20 protein-coding genes are annotated in these 21,713 nt (G+C 59.9%); 6 read left to right on the forward strand and 14 right to left on the reverse strand.

Translation table 11 applies throughout. The annotated features are described in order from the left end of the window. Window positions 1–3 precede the first annotated feature (3 nt). From FMN63_RS17475 to cysG, 7 genes are all read right to left on the reverse strand, one after another. Window positions 4–1,428 carry a GGDEF domain-containing protein gene (locus tag FMN63_RS17475; protein ID WP_162530063.1) on the reverse strand — a complete coding sequence of 475 codons (1,425 nt, stop codon included), beginning with the start codon at window positions 1,426–1,428 and terminating at the stop codon, window positions 4–6. Window positions 1,429–1,683: 255 nt separating this feature from the next. Continuing rightward, window positions 1,684–2,646 (reverse strand): enoyl-ACP reductase FabI, encoded by a 963-nt coding sequence (locus FMN63_RS17480; RefSeq protein ID WP_148585376.1) that lies wholly within the window; start codon window positions 2,644–2,646, stop codon window positions 1,684–1,686. Between the two features lie 266 nt (window positions 2,647–2,912). Next, window positions 2,913–3,446: a DUF934 domain-containing protein gene (locus FMN63_RS17485; protein ID WP_148585377.1), complete on the reverse strand. Its 534-nt coding sequence runs from the start codon at window positions 3,444–3,446 to the stop codon at window positions 2,913–2,915. Window positions 3,447–3,480: 34 nt separating this feature from the next. Beyond that, window positions 3,481–4,242, reverse strand: a complete 762-nt coding sequence (locus FMN63_RS17490) for a phosphoadenylyl-sulfate reductase (protein WP_148585378.1) — start codon at window positions 4,240–4,242, stop codon at window positions 3,481–3,483. After that, complete coding sequence (locus FMN63_RS17495) at window positions 4,229–5,887, reverse strand: nitrite/sulfite reductase (protein ID WP_148585379.1); 1,659 nt, start codon at window positions 5,885–5,887, stop codon at window positions 4,229–4,231. Before FMN63_RS17495 ends, FMN63_RS17490 begins: the two co-directional genes overlap by 14 nt. A gap of 62 nt (window positions 5,888–5,949) precedes the next feature. Further along, on the reverse strand, window positions 5,950–6,249 hold the full coding sequence (locus tag FMN63_RS17500; RefSeq protein WP_148585380.1) for a DUF2849 domain-containing protein: 300 nt from the start codon (window positions 6,247–6,249) through the stop codon (window positions 5,950–5,952). Between the two features lie 21 nt (window positions 6,250–6,270). Then, window positions 6,271–7,734: a siroheme synthase CysG gene (gene cysG / locus FMN63_RS17505; RefSeq protein WP_148585381.1), complete on the reverse strand. Its 1,464-nt coding sequence runs from the start codon at window positions 7,732–7,734 to the stop codon at window positions 6,271–6,273. A gap of 284 nt (window positions 7,735–8,018) precedes the next feature. Here cysG and FMN63_RS17510 point away from each other — a divergent pair, with 284 nt between their 5' ends. Further along, a complete protein-coding gene (locus FMN63_RS17510) occupies window positions 8,019–9,113 on the forward strand; it encodes a hypothetical protein (protein WP_148585382.1) in 1,095 nt (364 codons plus the stop codon). Between the two features lie 175 nt (window positions 9,114–9,288). Here FMN63_RS17510 and FMN63_RS17515 read toward each other — a convergent pair whose 3' ends face one another. Together FMN63_RS17515 and FMN63_RS17520 are read right to left on the reverse strand one after the other, a co-directional pair. Further along, complete coding sequence (locus FMN63_RS17515) at window positions 9,289–9,741, reverse strand: hypothetical protein (protein WP_148585383.1); 453 nt, start codon at window positions 9,739–9,741, stop codon at window positions 9,289–9,291. 93 nt (window positions 9,742–9,834) lie between these two features. Then, window positions 9,835–11,001, reverse strand: coding sequence for an acetyl-CoA acetyltransferase (locus FMN63_RS17520; RefSeq protein WP_148585384.1), 1,167 nt, complete (start codon window positions 10,999–11,001; stop codon window positions 9,835–9,837). A 573-nt stretch (window positions 11,002–11,574) separates the two neighbouring features. Between FMN63_RS17520 and FMN63_RS17525 the strand changes: the two genes are divergently transcribed. Together FMN63_RS17525 and FMN63_RS17530 are read left to right on the forward strand one after the other, a co-directional pair. Further along, window positions 11,575–13,245, forward strand: coding sequence for an alpha-glucosidase family protein (locus tag FMN63_RS17525; protein WP_148585385.1), 1,671 nt, complete (start codon window positions 11,575–11,577; stop codon window positions 13,243–13,245). Between the two features lie 89 nt (window positions 13,246–13,334). Next, entirely contained in the window at window positions 13,335–14,123 is a 789-nt protein-coding gene (locus FMN63_RS17530) for a glycosyltransferase family 2 protein (RefSeq protein ID WP_148585386.1), read from the forward strand. A gap of 106 nt (window positions 14,124–14,229) precedes the next feature. Here the strand turns inward: FMN63_RS17530 and FMN63_RS17535 are convergent, their stop codons facing one another. Continuing rightward, window positions 14,230–15,423: an HD domain-containing phosphohydrolase gene (locus FMN63_RS17535; protein WP_148585387.1), complete on the reverse strand. Its 1,194-nt coding sequence runs from the start codon at window positions 15,421–15,423 to the stop codon at window positions 14,230–14,232. Window positions 15,424–15,597: 174 nt separating this feature from the next. On the opposite strand from FMN63_RS17535, the gene FMN63_RS17540 reads away from it, so the two are divergent. Together FMN63_RS17540 and FMN63_RS17545 are read left to right on the forward strand one after the other, a co-directional pair. Next, a complete protein-coding gene (locus FMN63_RS17540; RefSeq protein ID WP_148585388.1) occupies window positions 15,598–16,851 on the forward strand; it encodes a BaiN/RdsA family NAD(P)/FAD-dependent oxidoreductase in 1,254 nt (417 codons plus the stop codon). Next, entirely contained in the window at window positions 16,848–17,303 is a 456-nt protein-coding gene (locus tag FMN63_RS17545; RefSeq protein WP_148585389.1) for a YaiI/YqxD family protein, read from the forward strand. The genes FMN63_RS17540 and FMN63_RS17545 overlap by 4 nt, the downstream gene beginning before the upstream one ends. Before the next feature lie 140 nt (window positions 17,304–17,443). On the opposite strand, the gene FMN63_RS17550 is transcribed toward FMN63_RS17545, so the two are convergent. Next, window positions 17,444–17,809, reverse strand: coding sequence for a BA14K family protein (locus FMN63_RS17550; RefSeq protein ID WP_148585390.1), 366 nt, complete (start codon window positions 17,807–17,809; stop codon window positions 17,444–17,446). A gap of 383 nt (window positions 17,810–18,192) precedes the next feature. Between FMN63_RS17550 and FMN63_RS17555 the strand changes: the two genes are divergently transcribed. After that, window positions 18,193–18,405 (forward strand): cold-shock protein, encoded by a 213-nt coding sequence (locus FMN63_RS17555; RefSeq protein WP_006934329.1) that lies wholly within the window; start codon window positions 18,193–18,195, stop codon window positions 18,403–18,405. Window positions 18,406–18,693: 288 nt separating this feature from the next. On the opposite strand, the gene choV is transcribed toward FMN63_RS17555, so the two are convergent. From choV to FMN63_RS17570, 3 genes are all read right to left on the reverse strand, one after another. Continuing rightward, on the reverse strand, window positions 18,694–19,722 hold the full coding sequence (gene choV / locus FMN63_RS17560) for a choline ABC transporter ATP-binding protein (protein WP_162855062.1): 1,029 nt from the start codon (window positions 19,720–19,722) through the stop codon (window positions 18,694–18,696). Between the two features lie 11 nt (window positions 19,723–19,733). Next, the gene (choW, locus tag FMN63_RS17565) at window positions 19,734–20,579 is read right to left on the reverse strand and encodes a choline ABC transporter permease subunit (protein ID WP_148585392.1); all 846 of its coding nucleotides are present in this window, start codon (window positions 20,577–20,579) and stop codon (window positions 19,734–19,736) included. Between the two features lie 77 nt (window positions 20,580–20,656). Further along, on the reverse strand, window positions 20,657–21,601 hold the full coding sequence (locus FMN63_RS17570) for a choline ABC transporter substrate-binding protein (protein ID WP_148585393.1): 945 nt from the start codon (window positions 21,599–21,601) through the stop codon (window positions 20,657–20,659). Window positions 21,602–21,713 lie beyond the last annotated feature (112 nt).

Raw genomic sequence — 21,713 nt, forward strand, 5'->3', positions numbered from 1 at the left:
CCGTCACGTCTCTTCAACCGCTACCACGCGGTTACGGCCGCGTTTCTTTGCCAGATAACAAAGCCGGTCGGCCTCGGCCAGCAGAGTGTCCAGACAGGCTGCGTCTTCGTGTTCAAGAGCAACGACACCCAGGCTCGCGGTAACCTGAACCTCCTTACCGTTTCCCGCAGGAACCGGCTCGCTGCCGACGCTTTGGCGGATTTTTTCCGCTTCGGCCACGGCATCAATGATGCCGCTGTCCGGGATCAGGACGGCAAATTCCTCGCCGCCCATGCGGCCAAGAAGACTGCCCGGCGGCAATGTGTTTTTCACGCGCTGGACAAACTTGACCAACACAGTGTCTCCCGCGGCATGTCCATGGGTGTCATTGACGGACTTGAAGTGATCGAGATCGACCATCAACAATGCATAGCCGCTTGTCCCGGGAGCAAGTCTGCGAGCGGCTTCTTCCCGAAAGGCGCTTCGGTTGAGAACGCTCGTAAGCTGATCGTGGGTCGCAAGATATTGCAGACGGCGCATCAGGGCATTCCGGCTTTGCGTGACACAGGACAGCATGATCGGGGCCAGCGCGACAAGGGAAATGCCGAGGCGGATCGAGACCAGCGTCATCACGTCGAGCTGCAGCGATCTGTCGTCGAGCCCATTTGACAGGATGACCACACCCCAGACGCCAATGAAGAGTGTCAGGAGGGTGGTCGGGAACACCGGATAGACGAGGCCGCACCACAAAAGCGCTGGCACCGGGAAGGCGATGGCGCCGGGACCGCCGACAAGCGCACCGGCAACACAGGACGCCAGAAGTAAAACCAGAGGCGCCCGTTTTTCCTGACTCAACCGCCCGATCTGCTCGGAAATATCCCTCTGAGTCCCCTCCAGTTTCGGGGCGGAGAGAACGACAGGCAGGACCGAAATGTAATTGACCAGTTCAGTGGTCGACCAGTAGATCCACCCCGGAAGGATACTTCCGCCGAAGAGGATCGGATTCGCTATGCCGCCGACGATCCCCGCGACGGATGCGGCGACTGCCGAGGCCATCGCCAGATGGAGAAGAGAAGCCGGGTGTTGCAGCCGGCGGGAGGCCGCAGGCAAATGCTTGTAGACCTGATACCCGGCAGCCACCCCGACCATATTTGCGGCATTCAGCAGAAGCGACTTTTCCAGCGTCGACCCGGTCACCAGATCCGCAGCCAGATAGCCGATACCAGCGGCAAACCAACCCTGCCATCCGGCCGATTTCGGCAGACGTATCATCAGACCGAGGAGGATCGCGTTGGCTGGCCAGATCGCTGCGAGAAATCCGGCGGGACGCGTCAGAATACCAAAGAGGCATAACAGGAAAACGACAAGGCCCAGCAAGAGCGGCACGCAGGCTTCAGACCTTGAGATGCGGTCAAGGATGCCGCTTTTCCTGTATAAATTTGCCGCCACAGCAGTCTCCATCTCCGACAGCGCGAATAAAAACAGTTCAGGCATTCGCTGCCGGACGTTCCCAGTTTCTGAAAAGTTTTTGTTTTGGAAGGCTTTGGTCGTCGACCCAGTTGATCCATTGACCGTGTAATGACGGTATTAATCTAAAGATCTAACAAAAACATTCCGGGAATCATCGCCTGATTTTGCGTTCCGGATGTTTTACCGACCCTGACGGTCTGGCCTGGTCGTTTTGCGTGGAACGGCTCAGGGCCGTCAAAGGACCGTGTGGCGTAATCCGCCGTTCACTTGCAGGATCTCACCCGTCATGCCGCCGGACACTTCGCTGAGCAGATACGCTGTTGCTCCGGCAACTTCCTCTGCGGTGACACCCCGGCGCAGGAACGACTGGCGCGACAGAACCTCATGTACCTTACGGAAATCGGGCAGCACCCGCGACGAAGTCGTCGGGACCGCGCCAGCGGAAACACCGTTCACACGCACGTTCTCATGCCCCAGTTCCGACGCGAGCGCCCGGACGGAATGTTCAAGCGCCGCCTTGGCGACACCAAGGACCTCATAGCCCGGAACCACCCGCTCGCCGCCCAGAAAGGTCAATGCGACAACAGACCGGAGATTCGGGTTACGCCGCTGAACCTCACGCACGAGGGCAATGAAGGCATAACAACTGGTGCTGATCGTCTTCAGAAAATTCTCTTCGCTTGTGCCCAGAAGCCCGCCCTGCCCGGCCTCGGTCACGTCGGTCTTGGCAAGGCAGAAGACCATGCCCGTGAGGTCGGTCAGATCGTCGATTGCATCGATGGAGTTCGGGTAGTCCAGAAAACGGATATCGTGATGCGGCGTTTTCGCAGCCAGCTTTTCAGGCCGGCGCGACGTCAGAACGGTCTCCCAGCCGTTTTGATGCATATGTTCACCGATTGCGAGACCGAGCGAGCGCTTCGAACTGACACCGACCACAAGCACCTTGTTGGTCTTGACGGCGGGCTTCCTGAGGTCGAAGAGCGTTTCGAGCGTGCGCGTGACGGCCATAGAGCGATATTCCTGCTGAGGACCGAAACCGGCCTGCGGTAGTAAATTCCGGGAAACGACAGGCAAGGCCCCGGCATCTCGACGTCTCGTCACCATGCCATATGGAGCGACGACCGGTTCGCCGGCAAATGACTTTGCCGCCAGACCATAGGACGTATAATAAGTCAGTCTCGTGACAACGCGATTCACAGCCTGTAACCGGATGTTTCAATCCACTGACAAACGGCACTCCGGTTTCTGACACGCCCAAGCCAGGACAGTGCGTCCCGAAGGCTTGGTGCTTCGTTTTCCTTCGACAGCAAATGAGCGTGCAAAAGCGCCCTGCGCCGGCACAGGTTCCCCCCCAAAAGAAAAAGGGATCCCGTTTGGCGAGATCCCTTGAGACGTTCCTTCAAGATCAGGCTCTGCCTGCGACACGGCCTGGCATTCAGCACGGCCAGGCAGGCTTGTGCCGATTATTCCGCAGCGACCGCCAGATCCCGGTGGGAGCGGCGGGCCCAGGGGCGCGTGCCTTCCGGGATTTCGTCGACGGTGCCGACCGGCTGCAGGTATTTGGTGACTTCGGGCCATTCACCGGCCTTCAGGGCTTTCAGGACTTCCGGCTTGGAAATCTCGAAGGTCGACACGCCGCAGCGGCGCGCCAGCGGCACCTGGTCGAGAATGTATTTTCCGATTGCGCGGATGTCGCCCTTGTACCCCATCTGCTCGCGCAGGATGCGGGCCGCGGAAAACCCTCGGCCATCGGAAAAGCTCGGGAAGTCGACAGCAACCAGAGCCAGCCGGTCCAGGTGTTTTTCGACCAGCTCGACATCGTCACCGGCTTCAATGATGACAGCGGTCTTGCCGTCACGGGCCAGAAACGCATTGGGATCGACGAGAAACACGGTCATCGGCACAAGCGCATCGCCCTCGACAGCAGTTCCGGTTTCGGTGTCTGTCCGAACCCAGGTTTCCTCGACGAAATCGCCGTCCTTGAAAATCGTTGCCATTCTTTGCGTCCTCAAAATCCTTTACCGGCTGCGGTCAGATGCCACTGCCGTCAACTTCCTTGCCATGGGTCGGCCAGTGAATGCCGCATTCCGTCTTGTCCTGTCCACGCCACCGTCCGGACCGTGGGTCCTCACCGGGGGCAACCTTGCTGGTGCAGGGCAGGCAACCGATGGACGGGTAGCCCTGCGCGACCAGCGGATGTGGCGGCAAATCGTGGGTCTTGGCATAGTCCAGAACTTCCGCGGCCGTCCAGTCCGCGAGCGGATTGACCTTCACCCGGCCTTCATCGATCTCGAAGAACTCCAGGCTGGAGCGACTTGCGCTCTGGAACCGTTTGCGGCCGGAGATCCAGGCTTCGAACCCGTTCAGGGCCTGAGCCAGCGGCACGACCTTGCGAATGTTGCAGCAAGCGTCCGTGTCGCTCATCCAGAGCATGCCCGCCGGATCTACCTTCGACAGTTCGTCCTTGTCCGGCTTCTGGGTCCGGACGTCGGTAAGGCCCAGCTTCTCGATAAGCTCGTCGCGGTAGAGCAGCGTTGCCGGAAACAGCTTCACGGTGTCGATGAAGATCACCGGTGTCGACGGATCGACCTGGGCGACCATATGCAGAAGCACAGCGGAATCGGCCCCGAAGCTGGAGACCATGGCAATGTCACCGGCAAACTGGTGACGGATGGCCGCTCTCAGAACGTCGTCCGCAGTTGCGTCTTCGAACTGGGCATTGAGGGCGGCGACTTCCGCCTGCAAGCCCAACTCCGGGTCAACACCCAGGCTGAATGTCTCATGCAGCGCCATAAAGAGCCTCCTTGAAGGGATCCTCCCCGACCCGGCGATAAGCTTCCAGGAAGGTCTCTTCTTTACCGTTCCGCAGGCCGAGATAGGTATCGACCAGCTTCTCGATGGCATCGACCACTTCTTCCGACGAGAAGCCGCGGCCGACGATTTCACCAATGGACGCGTTTTCGTTGGCAGAGCCGCCAAGCGTCACCTGATAGAATTCCTCGCCCTTCTTCTCCAGGCCGAGGATGCCGATGTGGCCGACGTGGTGATGGCCACAGGCGTTGATGCAGCCGGAGATCTTGATCTTCAGCTCACCGATTTCCGCCTGACGTTCCGCAGCACCGAACCGTTCAGAGATCCGCTGTGCTACCGGAATGGAGCGGGCGGTCGCCAGGGCGCAGTAATCCATGCCCGGGCAGGCGATGATGTCGGTGATCAAGCCGGAATTGCCCTCGGCGATTTCTGCTGCCACCAGCTGGTCGAACAGTGCCGGCAGGTCGTCCAGTTTCACATGCGGCAGGATCACGTTCTGCTCGTGACTGATACGGATCTCGTCATGACCGTATTTTTCGGCGAGGTCCGCGATCACGTCCATCTGCTTGTCCGACGCATCACCCGGAATGCCGCCGATCGGCTTCATCGACAGGGTGACAGAGGTATAGCCCGGCACCCGGTGCGGGTTGAGGTTATGAGCCACGAACTGCGCGAAGGCCGCATCCGACGCCTTGCGGGCCTCAACGGCATCCGAAGTGGCGTTGCCCACTTCCAGCGGAGGCGGTGCGAAATAGGCTTCGATACGGCGGACTTCCTCGTCCGGCAGACGCAGCACGCCGAAACGGATCTTTTCGAACTCGGCCTCGATATCCGCTTTCAGTTCTTCCAGACCGGTTTCATGAACCAGGATCTTGATGCGGGCCTTGTACTTGTTGTCGCGGCGGCCATAGCGGTTATAGACGCGCAGGATCGCTTCCGAATAGGCAAGCAGATCTTCCTCGGGCAGGAAGTCGCGCACCTTGCGGCCGATCATCGGCGTGCGGCCGAGACCACCCCCGACGAATACCACGAAACCGATCTCGCCGGCATCATTGCGGGTCAGCTGCAGACCGATGTCGTGCACCTGCACGGCGGCGCGGTCGTTTGGTGCGCCGGTGATGGCGATCTTGAACTTGCGCGGCAGGAACGAGAATTCCGGGTGCAGTGACGACCACTGGCGCAGGATTTCCGCATAGGGGCGCGGGTCAGCGATTTCGTCGGCGGCAGCACCGGCGAAATGGTCGGCGGTCACGTTGCGAATGCAGTTGCCGGACGTCTGGATGGCGTGCATCTCGACTTCGGCCAGTTCTTCCAGGATCTTCGGCGTGTCTTCCAGTTTGGGCCAGTTGAACTGGATGTTCTGGCGCGTGGTGAAGTGGCCGTAGCTCTGGTCGTAGGTGCGGGCGATATGCGCAAGCTTGCGCATCTGCCGGCCGTTGAGCGTGCCATAGGGAATGGCAACACGCAGCATGTAGGCATGAAGCTGCAGATAGAGACCGTTCATCAGGCGCAGCGGCTTGAACTCGTCCTCGGAAAGTTCCCCGGCCAGACGGCGGCGGACCTGATCCTTGAACTGCTCGGTACGCTGGTTCACGAAGCTCGCGTCAAATTCGTCGTAACGGTACATGTCTCAATCTCTCCTCAGCGGGCGCTGCCGTGAAAGGCGCTGCCCTGCCCTTGTTTGCTGTCTCAGGCGGAAACGGCCTGGGCCTGTTTGCCCAGTTCCGGATGGGTGGTCGGGCCGGTTGCACGGATTTTTTCGCGCAGGCGCACCGGAACGATGACGCCGTCTTCAACGGCCACGTCCATCTCGTAGACGCCGACGACTTTCTGGTTCTTTTCGGCCTCAAGGCCTTCTGCCAGAGCTTCGGCAACGGCTTCCTTGCCGTCATAAACCTTTGCCAGGGCAATGCGCTCGACCCAGGAACCGTTTTCCGCGAGCCAGACGACATCGCCGTTCAGAAGGCGGTTGGCGGTGATGACTTTCATGTGCGTCCACTCTCTTCAAATTCAGGCGGCAACGACCCGGGCGGCAAGCTGCGGCGCCAGGGGTTCGGCCTTGTCCATTGCGGCATGGCCCACGGCCTCACCGATCACGATCAGAACCGGTCCGTCGATCTCTGCGCGGTTCGACAGCACCGCGAGTTCGGACAGGGTTCCGGCAAATTGGCGTTCATCCGGGTGTGCCGCATTCTCGATCACGGCAACCGGCGTTTCAGGTCTCAGGCCTGCGCCGATCATCTTTTCGGCAACGGCTGCAGCCACGGACCGGCCCATGTAGACAGCCACCGTCGCGCCCTTGAGCGCGAGCCCCGCCCAATCCGGCAGGGTTTCCGACTTGGCATTGTGGCCGGTTGCGAAAACCAGGTTGGAGGCGACCCCACGCAAAGTGAGCGGGATCTGGGCCGAAGCTGCCGCAGCGAAGGCTGCAGTGACGCCGGGAACAATTTCAAAGCCGACGCCCCCTTCGCGCAGCGCGTCCATTTCTTCCGCCGCCCGGCCGAAGATCATCGGATCTCCTGCCTTCAGGCGAACGACCTTCAGTCCCTTGCGGCCAAGCTCGACGAGAAGCTCGCAGATTTCGGACTGCGGCACGGAATGAGCGCCCTTGCGCTTGCCGACGGAAATGCGCTCCGCGTCACGGCGGCCCATGGCAACGACATTTGCCGGCACCAGCGCGTCATGAACGATGACGTCGGCTTCCTGCAGCAGGCGCTGCGCGCGCAGGGTCAACAGGTCTTCCGCGCCCGGACCGGCACCAACCAGCCAGACAAAACCAGGCTCGTCCGCCATCGAATTCAACAACCGCTGCGCTTCAGAGCGGGCGACATCGGTCTTGCCGGCATAAAGATTGGTTGCGACCGAACCGGAGAAGAAGCGTGCCCAGAAGCTGCGGCGCAGCCCGCCGTCACGGATCACCTTGGTGGCGGCGTCGCGAAAACTCTCGGCGAGACGCGCCAGCTCGCCGGTGGAACGCGGCAGCATGGCTTCGATGCGTGCACGGATGTGACGCGACAGAACGGGACCGACGCCTGTAGATGTAATCGCCACCGCAATCGGCGCACGGTTGACCAGCGCACCGGTGTAAAAGTCGCAAAGCTCCGGCTTGTCGACGGCATTGACCGGAACACCCGCTTCACGAGCCGCATCGACAACCGCCTTATCGAGGTCCCAGTCTTCGCGGGCGGAGAACACCAGCGCAGCATCGTTCAGATGAGCTGGCCGGAAATCTTCGGCAAGATGCTCGGCCTCGAACCGGGTGACAGCATCCTGCAGGTCCGGCTCAATGGTTCTGGAAACAACCACGATCCGGGCATTGGTTTCGCCCAGGAGACGGACTTTCGCGGCAGCTTCGCCGCCGTGGCCCACAACAAGCACACGCCGGCCGGCCACCTTCATGAAGGCCGGGAACACATCGAGCCGGTCTTCCGGCTTTTTCAGTGTTTTCAGAGTGTCGCCGCTGCGGCTTGTCATCGTCAGGGTCTCCAGTCCCAGTTTGATGGGTTTAATGTAGTCGGACGCCCGGCCCAGCGCCGGGCACCGGATTTCAAAGCTGGAAACAGAAGCGGAATAGTTTTTTGCAATCGTCTGTTTTGACCAATTTCAATTCCCGGCTGCCTGCCCGGGGCGAGGCGCCGCAATGAAAACGAAAAGTCATGAAGCCTTTTGCGAAGAGCACCCTTCTTGCTGCCGCAGCGGAAATCACTTAGCCTTTCCAAATGGCTGGAACCGGCCGCTATGGCATCTGGGGGGGTATGATGCGTCTTGTTCACTTATTGGTTGCCGCAGGACTTTTGCTCCTCGGCGGCCTCGGAATTGGTCATGCTGCCGTCGTCGACAGTTTTCGTCTTGGCAGCTGGAACGGCAGTGCCTTTACAGACGATCAGACCGGCGCGTTTACGACCTGTGTCGCATCGGCAAGCTATCGAAGCGGCATTACGCTTTATGTGCAGGTCGACACCACCTACAACTGGGCCATCGGCTTTTCAGCCCCGCACTGGAACATGAAGGTGGGTGCGGATATTCCGCTTCAGTATCGCATCGACCGGGGCGCGTGGCAGAGCGGCGTTGCCAAGGCGACGTCCAAGGACCTGGCCCGCATGCAGATGCCGCAAGGCGGCTACATCATCACCCGGTTCCGACGCGGCCGGACCCTGTACGTACGGGACGGTACCTACGATTACCAATTCCGCCTGACAGGAACCTCCCGCCTGATGGCCCGCCTTGCCAAATGCGTTGAACGCAACATTGCCCGCCACGGCGCAGCACCCGGCACAGGTACAACCGCCGCAGCCAGCCCGCAAGGCGGCCTGGGCAATTCGGCACCGACCAATGAGAGCACACCGGCCACCAGCGCGGCTGCCGATCCGCAACTTGCCATCGAAGCCACCCAGGCTCTGTTCAACCTGATGGGCAGTGCGGGCATTTCCGGGCTGAAGCTGATTCCGGACGGCCAGCGCGAGGAAGACCTCAACGGCTTGTACGCGGTTGCCGCCGACGATGCCCGAACGCTTGTGGCGCATATCTTCCCGGTGGGCAGCTATCAATCGGAAGAAGAGCTCATGGCGATTGTTGTCGCCGACAGCCAGAAGGCTTGCACAGAAGGCCGATTTTCCTCCAGTTCGGAACGGATCAACGAGAACGGGAAAGCGATCTACACAAGCTATGCCAATTGCGAAGCAGGCGACTTCCATTTGATCGAACGCGTCGCCATCGTTCCACGCAAGGCGGGCGGGGTCTTCATCTACGGTGTCGCGGATACCTATGTAGGCGAAGGCGGCGGTTCACCGGTCTCTCCACCTGAACTGACGGATGAGGACCTTTATTCAGCAGTTGCAAGCGCGGCGCAGTAATCCTCATGGGTTGGCACTGCAAACGCATTTCCACTTTTGTCATCCCTGCGTAAGTGGGTAGCCAAGAGTCACATCAGTCACTGTGCTGCGCAACAACCAATTTGCCGAATCCCGGCCATTTGCTGCGCTGCGAATAGGGGTGGCAGTCCGGAAACACGAAAACCCTCGCCCCGCCTTACCCCTTCATGAAGGCAATCGCGACTAGGGGAAACCCGAAGACGCCCGCGACGGCCAGTGTCCAGATGTCGAACAGCAGCATCGGCCTGCGATCGAACAGCGGGAACAGCAGCGATGATGCTGTGTAGACCGCGACCCAGGGCAGAGGCCCGTCAGTCGTCCGTTTCAATTTTGAGCGAATGGACCAGACGCCGCAGAGGCAACAGGCGGAGAGGGCCAGAAATACGTTTAAGCCGATAAACCAACTCAGAAAAACCGTGGCTAGAACAACTCCAGAGGCAACCAACACAAATTGCATTCCCTCTAGAAATTCATCTTTATTCGGGGAATTAAGGGCGAAAATCGAATTGGATTCTTTGTAAAAGGGCGGGTATCCCTGCAGCATTGTAAATGCACTGGCGAAATATAATACCGCCACATAAAATAAACTGTTGAATAAGTCTTTTGCCATGAGATTTTTATAGAGACTAAAACAAGAATGGACGGATCGGCTGCGGCCGATCCGTCCATCGTAAGCTAATTGCACTTCCTGTTCGTTACAACACTACTTCATCGCCTGCATCACGGACACGAAGTTCGCCACCGCAGCGCCACCCATGTTGAAGATGCCGCCGATTTCGGCGTTCTTGACCTGAATATCACCGGCGGTGCCGGTCAGCTGCATGGCGGTAAGCACGTGCATGGAAACACCGGTGGCGCCAATCGGATGGCCCTTGGCCTTCAGACCACCGGACGGGTTTACCGGCAGTTTGCCGCCCATTTCCGTCCAGCCTTCCAGCACGGCGCGGGCGCCCTCACCTTCCTTGGTCAGGCCCATGGCCTCATACTCGATCAGCTCGGCAACGGTGAAGCAGTCGTGAGTCTCAACGAAGGACAGATCGTCCAGCGCCAGATTGGCATCGCCGAGTGCCTGGCCCCAGGCCTTGGAACATCCTTCAAACTTCAGGATGTCGCGCTTCGACATGGGCAGGAAATCCTGAACGTGAGCAAGCCCGCGGAAGGCAACCGCCTTTTTCATGCCGAGCGCCGTTGCCGGATCGGTGAGAACCAGTGCGGCGGCGCCGTCGGATACCAGAGAACAGTCGGTGCGCTTCAGCGGACCGGCGACAAACGGGTTCTTTTCCGATTCCGCACGACAGAAGTCGAAACCGAGGTCCTTGCGCATCTGGGCATAGGGGTTGCCGACACCGTTCTTGTGGTTCTTCGCCGCGATCCTGGCCAGCGCATCGGACTGGTCGCCATACTTCTGGAAATAGGCATCTGCGATCTTGCCGAAGACACCGGCGAAGCCTGCCGGGATATCGCCTTCTTCCTTCAGGTAGGATGCTTTCAGCAGGTTCTTGCCGATTTCAGGTCCGGGCGTCGTGGTCATCTGCTCGACACCGACAACAAGTACGAAGCGGGCGTCGCCCGACGCAATGGCGCGCACGCCCTGATGGACGGCGGCAGAGCCGGTTGCGCAGGCGTTTTCGACACGGGTTGCCGGTTTGAAACGCAAGGCCGGATCGGCCTGCAGCACCAGAGAGGCGGTGAAGTCCTGCGCCGAAAAACCGGCATTGAAATGTCCGAGCAGGATCTCGTCGACATCTCCCGGCTCGATGCCGGCGTCCTTGATGGCATCGACCGCCACCTTGACGATCATGCTTTCAACTGTCTCTTCCGAATGCTTGCCGAAGGGCATGTGTGCCCAACCCACCATGGCTGCCGTCATGACACTTCCTCCAGGTTTTTTGCCCGCAAGAGGGAACAGGATTTCGGCCGGACCGCTGGCCCTGGCCTCAGCCCCTCCATCTTACGTAATTTCTGATTGCCTGGACAGTTCCAGCTTCCATGTTGCTTTGCAAGAAGAAACTGACCTAAACGTCATAACAAAATTTTTTCCTCTTTTATTTCTTTAACTTAACTGAATTAGTCCAAAGAGATAAAGCGGTCGCCAGCGGCGCTGCCGGCAGGGCGCTGCCTTACTGCGTTTTGCCAAGAAGGCGAGGCAGACGGTCATATGCCTGTCACTTAAGCGGTATAAGAAGAACGCGTTCCGGACAAAATCCTTTTTCGTTCCTTTTCAGTAGCTCCACCGGTCCTGCCTCGCAGGGCCGGTTTTTGCTTGTGCTTCCTGATTCCTGACATGCAGATGCGACGCAATTCACACATCGCTTACCGAAAGCGATTGCCGCGCGACTTTTTCATGACTGCTTACTTGACCTAAGAAGGCCCTGGATATAGCCATTCAAAGCGCTTTGAAAATCATACAACCGCTTCAGAAGCGGAACGGAGACACCCGGCAATGTTCGAAGAAGCCGAAACGGGCCTGGAGGCTGATGTGACAGCAAACTTGATCAAAGACCCGGATTGGTGGCGCGGAGCAGTGATCTATCAGATCTATCCGCGCTCCTTCAACGACACCAACGGCGATGGCATCGGCGACCTGAACGGCATCAGTGAGCGGATGGACTATATCGCCTCGCTGGGTGTCGACGCCATCTGGCTGTCACCCTTCTTCACTTCGCCGATGGACGACTTCGGTTACGATGTCTCCAATTACGAAGATGTCGACCCGATGTTCGGCACACTGGCCGATTTCGACCGGATGCTGGCCGCCGCCCATGCCCGCGGCCTCAAGGTGATCATCGATCTGGTGATTTCGCACACGTCCGACCAGCACCCCTGGTTTGTCGAGAGCCGCGCTTCCCGGGACAATGCCAAGGCCGACTGGTTCGTCTGGGCCGACGCCAAGCCGGACGGCACAGTGCCGACCAACTGGCTGTCGATCTTCGGTGGTCCGGCCTGGGAATGGGACGGCCGCCGGCGCCAGTATTACATGCATAATTTCCTGACCAGCCAACCGGATCTGAACTTCCATAACCCGGACGTTCAGGACGCGGTGCTGGGCGCGGCCAGGTTCTGGCTCGACCGGGGCGTTGATGGGTTCCGCCTCGATACGGTGAACTTCTATTTCCACGACGAGCAGCTTCGGGACAATCCACCGCTGGACGCGGCTGAAATGCCGTCCACCGTCGACCCGTCCAACCCCTACGGCTATCAGGATCACCTGTACGACAAGACCCGACCGGAAAATCTGGTGTTTCTGGAAAAGCTGCGGGCGCTGCTGGACGAATATCCGGGCACAACATCGGTCGGCGAAATCGGCGCCGATGGACAGGCGGTGGAGCTGACGGCCTCTTACACGGAAGCCGGCAAGCGGATTCACATGGCCTACAGCTTCGATCTTCTGACGCCTCAGCATTCGGCGCCCTACATCCGCAAGATCGTGGAAGAGATGAATGCCGGCATCGGCTCCGGCTGGGCCTCCTGGGCGCTGTCGAACCATGATGTGAAGCGGGTTGCCAGCCGCTGGGGGGAAGACCTGGACATCGCCCGGTTCGCACCGCTTGAAACCGCGCTCTGCGCTTCCCTGCGCGGCACGCCCTGCCTTTACCAGGGCGAGGAACTGGGGCTGCCTCAGGCCGATGTCCCGTTTGAGAAGCTGCAGGATCCTTACGGCATCCGGTTCTGGCCGGAATACAAGGGCCGCGACGGCTGCCGGACGCCGATGCCCTGGGTCAAGGACAACGGGAACGCAGGTTTCTCCGAAGCCGAACCCTGGCTCCCGGTCGCGCAGGATCACCTGGCCCTTGCCGCCTTCGAACAGGACAAGGATGAAACCTCCATCCTCAATCGCAATCGGGCCTTCTACGCCTGGCGGCAAATGCAGGACCCCTTGAAGAAGGGCGACATGGTGTTTCTGGACAGCCAGGACAACATGCTGGTCTTCACTCGCAGCCATCAGGATGAAACCGTTCTTTGCGCCTTCAACCTGGGCACCGATCCAGCCACCATCACGTTGAGCGGACTTGAGCTGGAAGACCTCGAGGCGCCTGGCTTCAGCGGCACGCTGAAAGGGGACACGATTACGCTTCAGGGGCTCGATGCTCTGTTTGCCCGCGTAAAATCCTGATTTCCTGCCTTCAATTCAGGCTCCGGCACGGCTAAATAGTCGCGCCGGAGCTTTTCCGGCCAAACGCTCACAGCAAAGCCGGACCGTTCATGACCGACCGCCTGCCCCTCTCCGTTTTCATCATTGCCCGTGACGAGGCCGACCGGATCGCCCGGCCGATCGAAAGTGTCATCGGCTGGGTGGACGAGGTCATCGTCATCGACAGCGGCTCAAGCGACGAGACCGTCGCCGTGGCCGAAAAGCTCGGGGCGCGGGTCGTTTACAACGACTGGCCCGGCTACGGCCCGCAGAAGCGTTTTGGCGAAGACCTGTGCCGCAACGACTGGCTGCTCAACCTGGACGCCGACGAAGAGGTGACTCCGGACCTTGCCGCTGAAATCAAGGCCAAATTCGCAGACGGGAGCTACACGGACGCCGACGGCTGGCGCATCATGATCCGCGATCTATATGCCCATGAAACCACCCCAGCCCCCTGGGCTTACGGCTACCACCAGATCCGCCTCTACGACCGGCGTAAAGGCCGGTTCTCCGCCTCGACAGTGCATGACACGGTGCGCCCAGAGGAAGGCGCGCGCATCGCGAACCTTTCCGGCATCATGGCGCATCGGTCCATCCGTTCGCTGGAATTCCAGGTCGGCAAATACAATCGCTATTCGGGCATGCAGGTGGAAGACATGCGCGCCCGCGGCCGCAAGCTGCCCAAAAGCCGTCTTCTTACCGAATTTCCGGTGAGCTTCTTCAAGGCCTATTTCGTGCGCAAGTACCGCAAATACGGCTGGTGGGGCTTTATTCTGGCCATGAACTACGCCCACGCCCGCTTCCTGCGCGTTGCCAAGGCCTATGAGGCGGAGTTGCTGGACAAGTCCAGGACAGACTGACGTTTCCGCCCGGTTCCCAGGCGACGTCTCCCGTCACTTCCCGGTTTGAACAATGAGGAGAGGACGGGCAGGAGACAACAGTGTTACCGTGTCGTCTCCGTTCCACTCAGGCTGTGTCGCTCAGAACCTCTTCCGGGGCCAAATGACGTTCGACGCGGATAGGCTGGCGAACACCTGCAGCCTGGTTGAAATGCTCCAGCCGCCGGATGGTGGTTGGCGTCAGCATATGTCCGCGGGACAGAACCAGTTCGTGGCCGGTTTCGGTGAGCGCGTCATCGATCAGCACATCACCTGGCCGCAGCGAGCGGATGTAGCATTCAGCAATGAGCTTCTTGCGTTCTTCCGGAACGTTGTCCAAAAACGTGTCCTTGGCCAGCTCCAGCAACATCGGATCATATTTGCGCTTGTTGATGGTCAGGGCTTCGAAGGCGGCGGCGTCCGGGCCGCTTTCCGGGCTGGCATACCAGAGATCCGTCAAAAGCTTCAGGATGCGGGCGATCATCGGGATTTCCTTGCCCGTCGGCCCATCCTTGGGGAAACCCGACCCGTCGAAGCCACGGCCTGACAGGTACAGATATTCCGATACTTTCTCCAACTGCGGTATGTTCTTCAACAGATCCCGGGTCTGAACCGGGGATTTGTCTAGAATGGTGCGTTCCTGCTCGCTGAGGCTGCGGGCAGTGCGGTAGCGGGCGATGATCTGTTTCGGCAACAACGCCTCGCCGAGCGGTGACAACATCACCGACATCTCCAGCTCCCAGGTTTTTTTCATCCCCAGGCGCTTGGCCAGCCGCAATGCCTGTTTGCGGACGGTGCTCGTGCGGCGGAAGGCTTCCGGGTGGAACAGCGCCAGCATATCGATGAGCAGCTTGATCGACCCGGCCAATGTGCGTTCCAGCAGCGCCCGGTCCTTGGCGAGTTGAATATGGTGGGCAAGCGCCGTTTCCATGGCGCTGGCCAAGTCCGCCGGCCGGCACGGCTTTTCCAGATACAAGAAGGCATGGCCTTCGTTCAGGGTTTTCTTGATAGCCTCGGCCGAGGTTTCCCGGGTCAGCATGACCCGTGCGGCCTGAGGAGCAACGGTTTCGGCGGCCCGGAGAAAAGCTGTTCCGCCACGACCGGGCAGATTAAAACTGGAAAAAATGACAGCTGCGCCATTGTTTTGCTTCAGAAACTTTAAGGCAGATTCTGTCTCTGAAAAGCAAACAATTCTCATGTGGGTGCCAAACAGGCGTTCAAAGCCCGTCTGAACCTCTTTATCCGGATCGGCAACGACTGCCAGGTCCGTATTTTTTTCCATTCCCGGCTCCCATCTCAAGAAGCAGTCCTGCAAGAAAGACTTCCGCAGGTATGCCCGCCCGAAGATAGTCTCATGAGACTGATAACAAATACTTGCAGTAATCCGAGACTATGGCCCCCATCCTGTCGAAAATCCGGTGTGGTCTTCGCGCCCTGCCTTGAACTATAAGGCCGCATGTTTGACGTCCTGATTGCCGGCGCCGGTCCGGCCGGCCTCTTTGCCGCGGAGCGCCTTTCCGAAAAAGGGCATAGCGTTGTGGTGATCGACCGCATGCCCTCACCCGCGCGCAAATTTCTGATGGCTGGCCGCGGCGGCCTGAACCTGACCCATAGCGAAGATCTGACGGCCTTTCTGGCACGCTACCGGCAGGCCGAAGCCTTTCTGACGCCCCTCATCCAGGACTTCCCGCCAGAGGCGTTGAGAAACTGGTGCGAAGGGCTGGGCGAAGAAACCTTTGTCGGCAGCAGTGGGCGGGTGTTCCCCAAATCCATGAAGGCCTCTCCCCTGCTGCGGGCCTGGCTGCGCCGGCTGGACGGGAACGGCGTCCGCCTGCTGGCACGGCGCGCATTGGGCGGCATCGAAGGAAATGGACCGCTTCAGGTCTTCACCTTCAATGGAAATCCCGAGGAAAAGGCCAACGGGACCGGCGACACGCCACCTCTTTCCGCACGCGCCTGCCTGCTGGCACTGGGTGGCGCGAGCTGGCCGAAACTCGGCTCCGATGCCGCATGGGTGCCGCTGCTGCAAGAGCACGGCATCCGCATCAACCGGTTTCAGCCGGCAAATTGCGGCTTTCAGACCGGCTGGAGCGATTTTCTGAAAGAGCGCTTCGCCGGAACGCCGCTGAAGCGTATTGCCCTTTGCCATGACGGCAAGAGGGTGCCGGGAGAGGCGGTCGTGTCTGCCCAGGGCCTTGAGGGAGGCGCCATCTACGCCCTCTCCGCCGAACTGCGCGAAGCCATCAACCGGACCGGCTCGGCGTCGCTGGAGATCGACCTGCGGCCGCAGTCCAGCGTGGACGAACTGGCGGCAAAACTATCAAGACCTCGCGGCAAGCAGTCCGCAGCCACCTTCCTGAAGAAGACCCTGCGGTTGAGCCCGTTGGAACTGGCGTTGCTGCACGAAACCGGGGACATCCCTTCGGATGCCGAAAGCCTTGCGCAGCGCATCAAGTCTGTTCCCGTTACCCTGAACGCCCCCTACTCCATCGACCGGGCGATATCGTCTGCGGGCGGCATTGCGCTGGACGAACTGGATGACGGGCTGATGCTCAAGAAACTGCCCGGCGTCTTCGCAGCCGGTGAAATGCTGGACTGGGAAGCCCCGACGGGCGGTTATCTGCTGCAGGCCTGTTTTGCGACGGGTGCCCGCGCAGCTGACGGCATTGCAGCCTATCTTCAAAGCTCAAAAAAGGAGCAAACAACATGACCGTGCTCTACATTGATGCAGACGCCTGCCCGGTCAAGGACGAAGCCGTGCGAGTGGGGGAGCGCCACAATGTGCAGATCAAATTCGTCTCGAACAGCTGGATGCGGCTTCCCGAAGGCGATCTGATCGAACGGGTGGTTGTGCCCGAAGGGCCGGATGAAGCCGACAACTGGATCGCGGAACGGGCCGTGGCAGGCGATGTGGTGGTGACCGCCGATGTGCCGCTCGCGGCGCGCTGCGTGAAAACCGGCGCTCTTGTTATCGGCCCGACGGGCAAGCCGTTCCGCGAGGACGCCATGGGCATCCGCCTTGCCATGCGCGATCTCAACACGCATCTGCGGGAAATCGGCGAGATCCGCGAAAGCGGCCCGGGCTTCACCAAGGCCGACCGCTCGCGCTTTCTCAATCAGCTTGAAACCACGATGCGCGCGGCAAAACGCATATCCTCCTAGGCAGCGGGCCTTTGCCTGACGGCCATGAGAGACCTTATGGCACCCAAACGAAAAACTCCCTGCAAGGTGGGAGGAGAACCTTGCAGGGAGTGGCCGGTGGCCTTTTCGGGCCGGTTGCATCCGGCGAAGCGGAGACTGCCTTACTGGCAGAAGCGGTACTGCCCGGAGTAGGACAGGAAGTAACCGGTGTTCGGGTTGAACGAACGGTACTTGCGGCTGCAGTAGTTGTACCAGGCCGGGCTCCAGGGAGCTGGACGGTAGACGACCGGGGCCGGGGCCGGAGCCGGATAGTAGGCCGGCGGGGCCGGGTAATAGGCCGGCGGCGGAGCAACATAGCGCGGCTGGGAAAGAGCCGAGCCGAGAATTGCACCGGCGGCGAGACCGCTGGCGACGCCGACGCCAACCTGCCAACCCTTGGCGGCATGGGCAGGTGTTGCCTGAGAGGTCAAAGTGATGCCAGCAACGAGAGCCAGCGCGGAGGCGGTAACTGCGAACTTCTTGAACATGACGGTATCCCTTCCTGTCTCTTGAGGCCCTGCTGTCCGCCTCAACTCATGAAACGAAGATAACCCGCCCCCCGGCCGGGCTCTGTGACTGGTGTCACAAGCTGTCACTTTGTCATCTGAACACGATTTACCGGCTTTATGGCCTCGGTTTGGCAACTGCAAAAATCTTTCGCTTGCCGTAGGGCCCGGCTGGACCTACATTATTGTCCATCGGTACGCGTTGTGCCGTACGGGACTGACGAAAGACCCGGTGAGACTGACTTCGGCAGGGCTCCATCAAGCGCTGCTCTGAATTTCCAAGCTTTCCGTTTCTTGTTGACTTCTCGTTTATCCGCGCCTGCCGGAAACGGGATGGCGCATCCAACCTGCGGAAAGGTTTCTCCATGCGCGAGAACGGCACCATTAAATTCTTCAACCATGACCGTGGCTTCGGCTTCATCACTCCGGAAAACGGCTCCAAGGACGTCTTCGTTCACATCACCGCTTTCGAGCAGGCCGGTATCGGAACGCCCGTCGAAGGTGCGAAGATCTCCTTCGTCGCAGAAGACGATCGTCGCGGCCGCGGCAAGCAGGCTGCTCAGCTCGAGCTGCTCTAAGGTATCAGACTGCAGCCACCGTCTGCGGACGGCTGGCGCGGATTGACCAATGAAAAACGGGGCCCTGCGGCCCCGTTTTTTGTTCTGTTTTGCGGCGTGGCAGCCAGTCTTCTAATGCGCTTGCCCGCAGTCTAATATCCGTCCTCTCCCTTAGGAGGGCCTTCAGGTCCGTCTCGAAGGATGGGCCGCACGCACCGAACAAGCCGCCCACCCTTCGAGACAGCGCTTACGCGCTTCCTCAGGATGAGGGCCACCGGGTTGAACCGCCTTCGTTTTGCCCCGCATGCCTTACGCCATGCAGTCCAGCAGCTCCTTCTCGCCGATGACGCCGACAATGGAGCCTTTTGCCTTCACGACAACGGGATCCTTGCTGGATCTTTTCAGCTTTGCGACTTCGCGGACCGAGGCTTCGGTTTCGCAGGTCAGCCCGCTGGCAAGCGAGCCCGGCAAGCTGCCGGGGGGCACCATGATGTCGCGTGCGCGCAGCACGTTCAGCGGGTTCATGTGGCTGACGAATTCGGCAACATAGTCTGTTGCCGGTGACTTGACGATCTCCTGCGATGTGCCGAGCTGGATGACGCGCCCGCCTTCCATGATCGCGATGCGCGAACCGATCTTGGCCGCTTCATCGAGGTCGTGGCTGACGAAGATGATCGTCCGGTTGAGTTCCTTCTGCAGATCAAGCAGCTCGTCCTGAAGCTTGTCGCGGATGAGCGGATCGAGAGCCGAGAACGGTTCATCCATCAGCAGAAGCGGTGCATCGGTCGCAAAGGCACGGGCCAGGCCGACACGCTGCTGCATGCCGCCGGAAAGTTCGTGGACGTGCTTTTCACCCCAGCCGTTCAGGCCGACCAGCTTGAGCTGGGCCTCGACCTTGGCCGCCCTCTCCTTGGCTGGCATGCCGGCCAGCTCCAGGCCGAAGCCGACATTCTCCGCCACCGTGCGCCACGGCAGAAGACCGAATTGCTGGAACACCATGCCGATCCGGTGCCGGCGGAGTTCGCGCAGGTCGTTTTCCGGGCAGGTTTCGGGATTGACGTAGCGTGCGCCGTCATGAACCTGCACTTCGCCCCGGATGACCGGGTTAAGGCCGTTCACGGCACGAAGCAGCGTCGACTTGCCCGAGCCCGACAGGCCCATCAGCACGATCACTTCACCTTCGTAGATGTCGAAGGTGGCACCGGCAACACCCAGAATCTGACCGGTCTCTGCCTGGATTTCCTGTCGGGTCTTGCCGGCGTCAATCAAAGGCAAGGCCGAACGGGGCTTTTCACCGAAGACGATGTCGACTTCCTTGAAGGAGACGACAGGCATCATGGTTGTATCGCTCATTTCTTGTTGCCTCCAGACGGTGTGCGGAAGAAACGGTCGAGAACGATGGCGATCAGGACAATGCAGACGCCCGCCTCAAAGCCGAGCGCGACGTTTGCCGTATTCAGCGCACGCAGCACCGGAACCCCGAGACCGTCGGCAGCAACAAGCGCGGCGATCACGACCATCGACAGGGACAGCATGATTGTCTGTGTCAGTCCCGCCATGATCTGCGGCATGGCGTAGGGCAACTCGATTTTCCAGAGCATCTGGGAATTCGTCGCTCCGAACGCCTTTCCGGCTTCCAGGAGCGAGGTTGGCGTTGACGACACACCGAGCTGCGTGAGCCGGATTGGCGCGGGAATGGAAAAGATCACCGTTGCGATCAGGCCCGGCACCATGCCGAGCCCAAACAGAATGAGCGCAGGGATCAGGTAAACAAAGGTGGGCAGCGTCTGCATCAGATCGAGTATGGGACGCAGAACCGCGTAAAAGCGCGGATGATGTGCTGCAAGAACGCCGGTCGGCACACCGATAGCCATGCAGACAAGCGTGGAGGCGATGACCAGGGCCAGGGTTTCCGTGGTCTCTTCCCAGTACCCCTGATTGATGATGAGCAACAGGGCGACCGCCACAAGGGCTGCAAACGATATTGTGCGGTGAACGAAATAGGCCAGCGCGACGAAAATGGCGACCATCACCAGAGGATGCGGTGCCTGGAGCACCCACAGGATCCCGTCGATGATCGTCAAGAGGAAGGCGGAAATTCCGTCGAACAACCAGTAAGCGTTGTCGGTAAGCCAATCGACCCCGGCTTTCGCCCAACTGCCGATCGGGATCTTTTCTTCAGTCAGCCACTCCAACGTGAGCCCCCTTGTGAAACCTGTTGCCACCAAAAAGAACGCCGTCGCGAGCGACGGCGTTCACTTCACAAGAGACGTTAAAGTCCAAGAGCGCTCTTGACGGCTGCGAAGCTGTCGCCGCCATCAAAGGTCTTCACGCCGACGAGCCAGTTTTCGAAGGTTGCCGGATGCTCCTTCAGCCAGGCGGCTGCCGCCTTGTTGGGATCCTCGCCATCGGTCAGGATCGCGCCCATGATCTCGTTTTCCATCGGCAACGAGAATTCCAGGTTCTCCAGCAGCTTGCCGACATTCGGGCATTCCTGAACGTAACCGGCACGCACGTTGGTGTAGACGGTGGCGCCGCCGTAGTTCGGGCCGAAAATGTCGTCGCCGCCTTCAAGATACTTCATGTTGAAGTTGGCATTCATCGGGTGCGGTTCCCAGCCGAGGAAGACGATGTCCGCGTCGCGGCGGTTCGCGCGGGCGACCTGCGCCAGCATGCCCTGCTCGGAGGATTCCACCACTTCGAAGCCTTCCAGGCCGAAGAGGTTTTCGTCGATCATGCCGATGATCAGGCGGTTGCCGTCGTTGCCCGGCTCGATGCCATAGATCTTGCCGTCGAGATCGTCCTTGAACTTGGCGATGTCCTGGAAGCTCTTCAGGCCTTTTTCATAGGTGTAATCCGGAACGGCCAGCGTGTATTTCGCGCCTTCCAGATTGGCACGGACCGTTTCGACGGAGCCGTCCTCACGGTAATTCTTGATGTCGCCTTCCATGGTCGGCATCCAGTTGCCGAGGAAGACGTCGATGTCCTTGTTCTTGAGCGACGCATAGGTCACCGGCACGGACAGGAGCTTGACGTCCGGCGTGTAGCCGAGTGCTTCCAGCACGACTGAGGTTGCGGCAGTGGTTGCCGTGATGTCGGTCCAGCCGACGTCGGAGAAGCGAACCGTCTGGCAGCTTTCCGGATCGTTTGCCAAGGCGGTTCCCGTGAGCATCAGCCCGAGCGCCAGGCCTCCAGCGAGTTTCGCTGCAATTTTCATGTGTATGCCTCCTGTGGAAAGTCTGATTTCTTGTTCTTCTGCGGTGCGAAGGGTGTCTTTCAGGTTCTAACGCCCTCAGTTTCCCCTGCCCACAGCCTGACTAACTTAGATC

It is taken from the genome of Stappia sp. BW2, assembly GCF_008107695.1.
In the GTDB taxonomy this organism is placed as follows: domain Bacteria; phylum Pseudomonadota; class Alphaproteobacteria; order Rhizobiales; family Stappiaceae; genus Roseibium.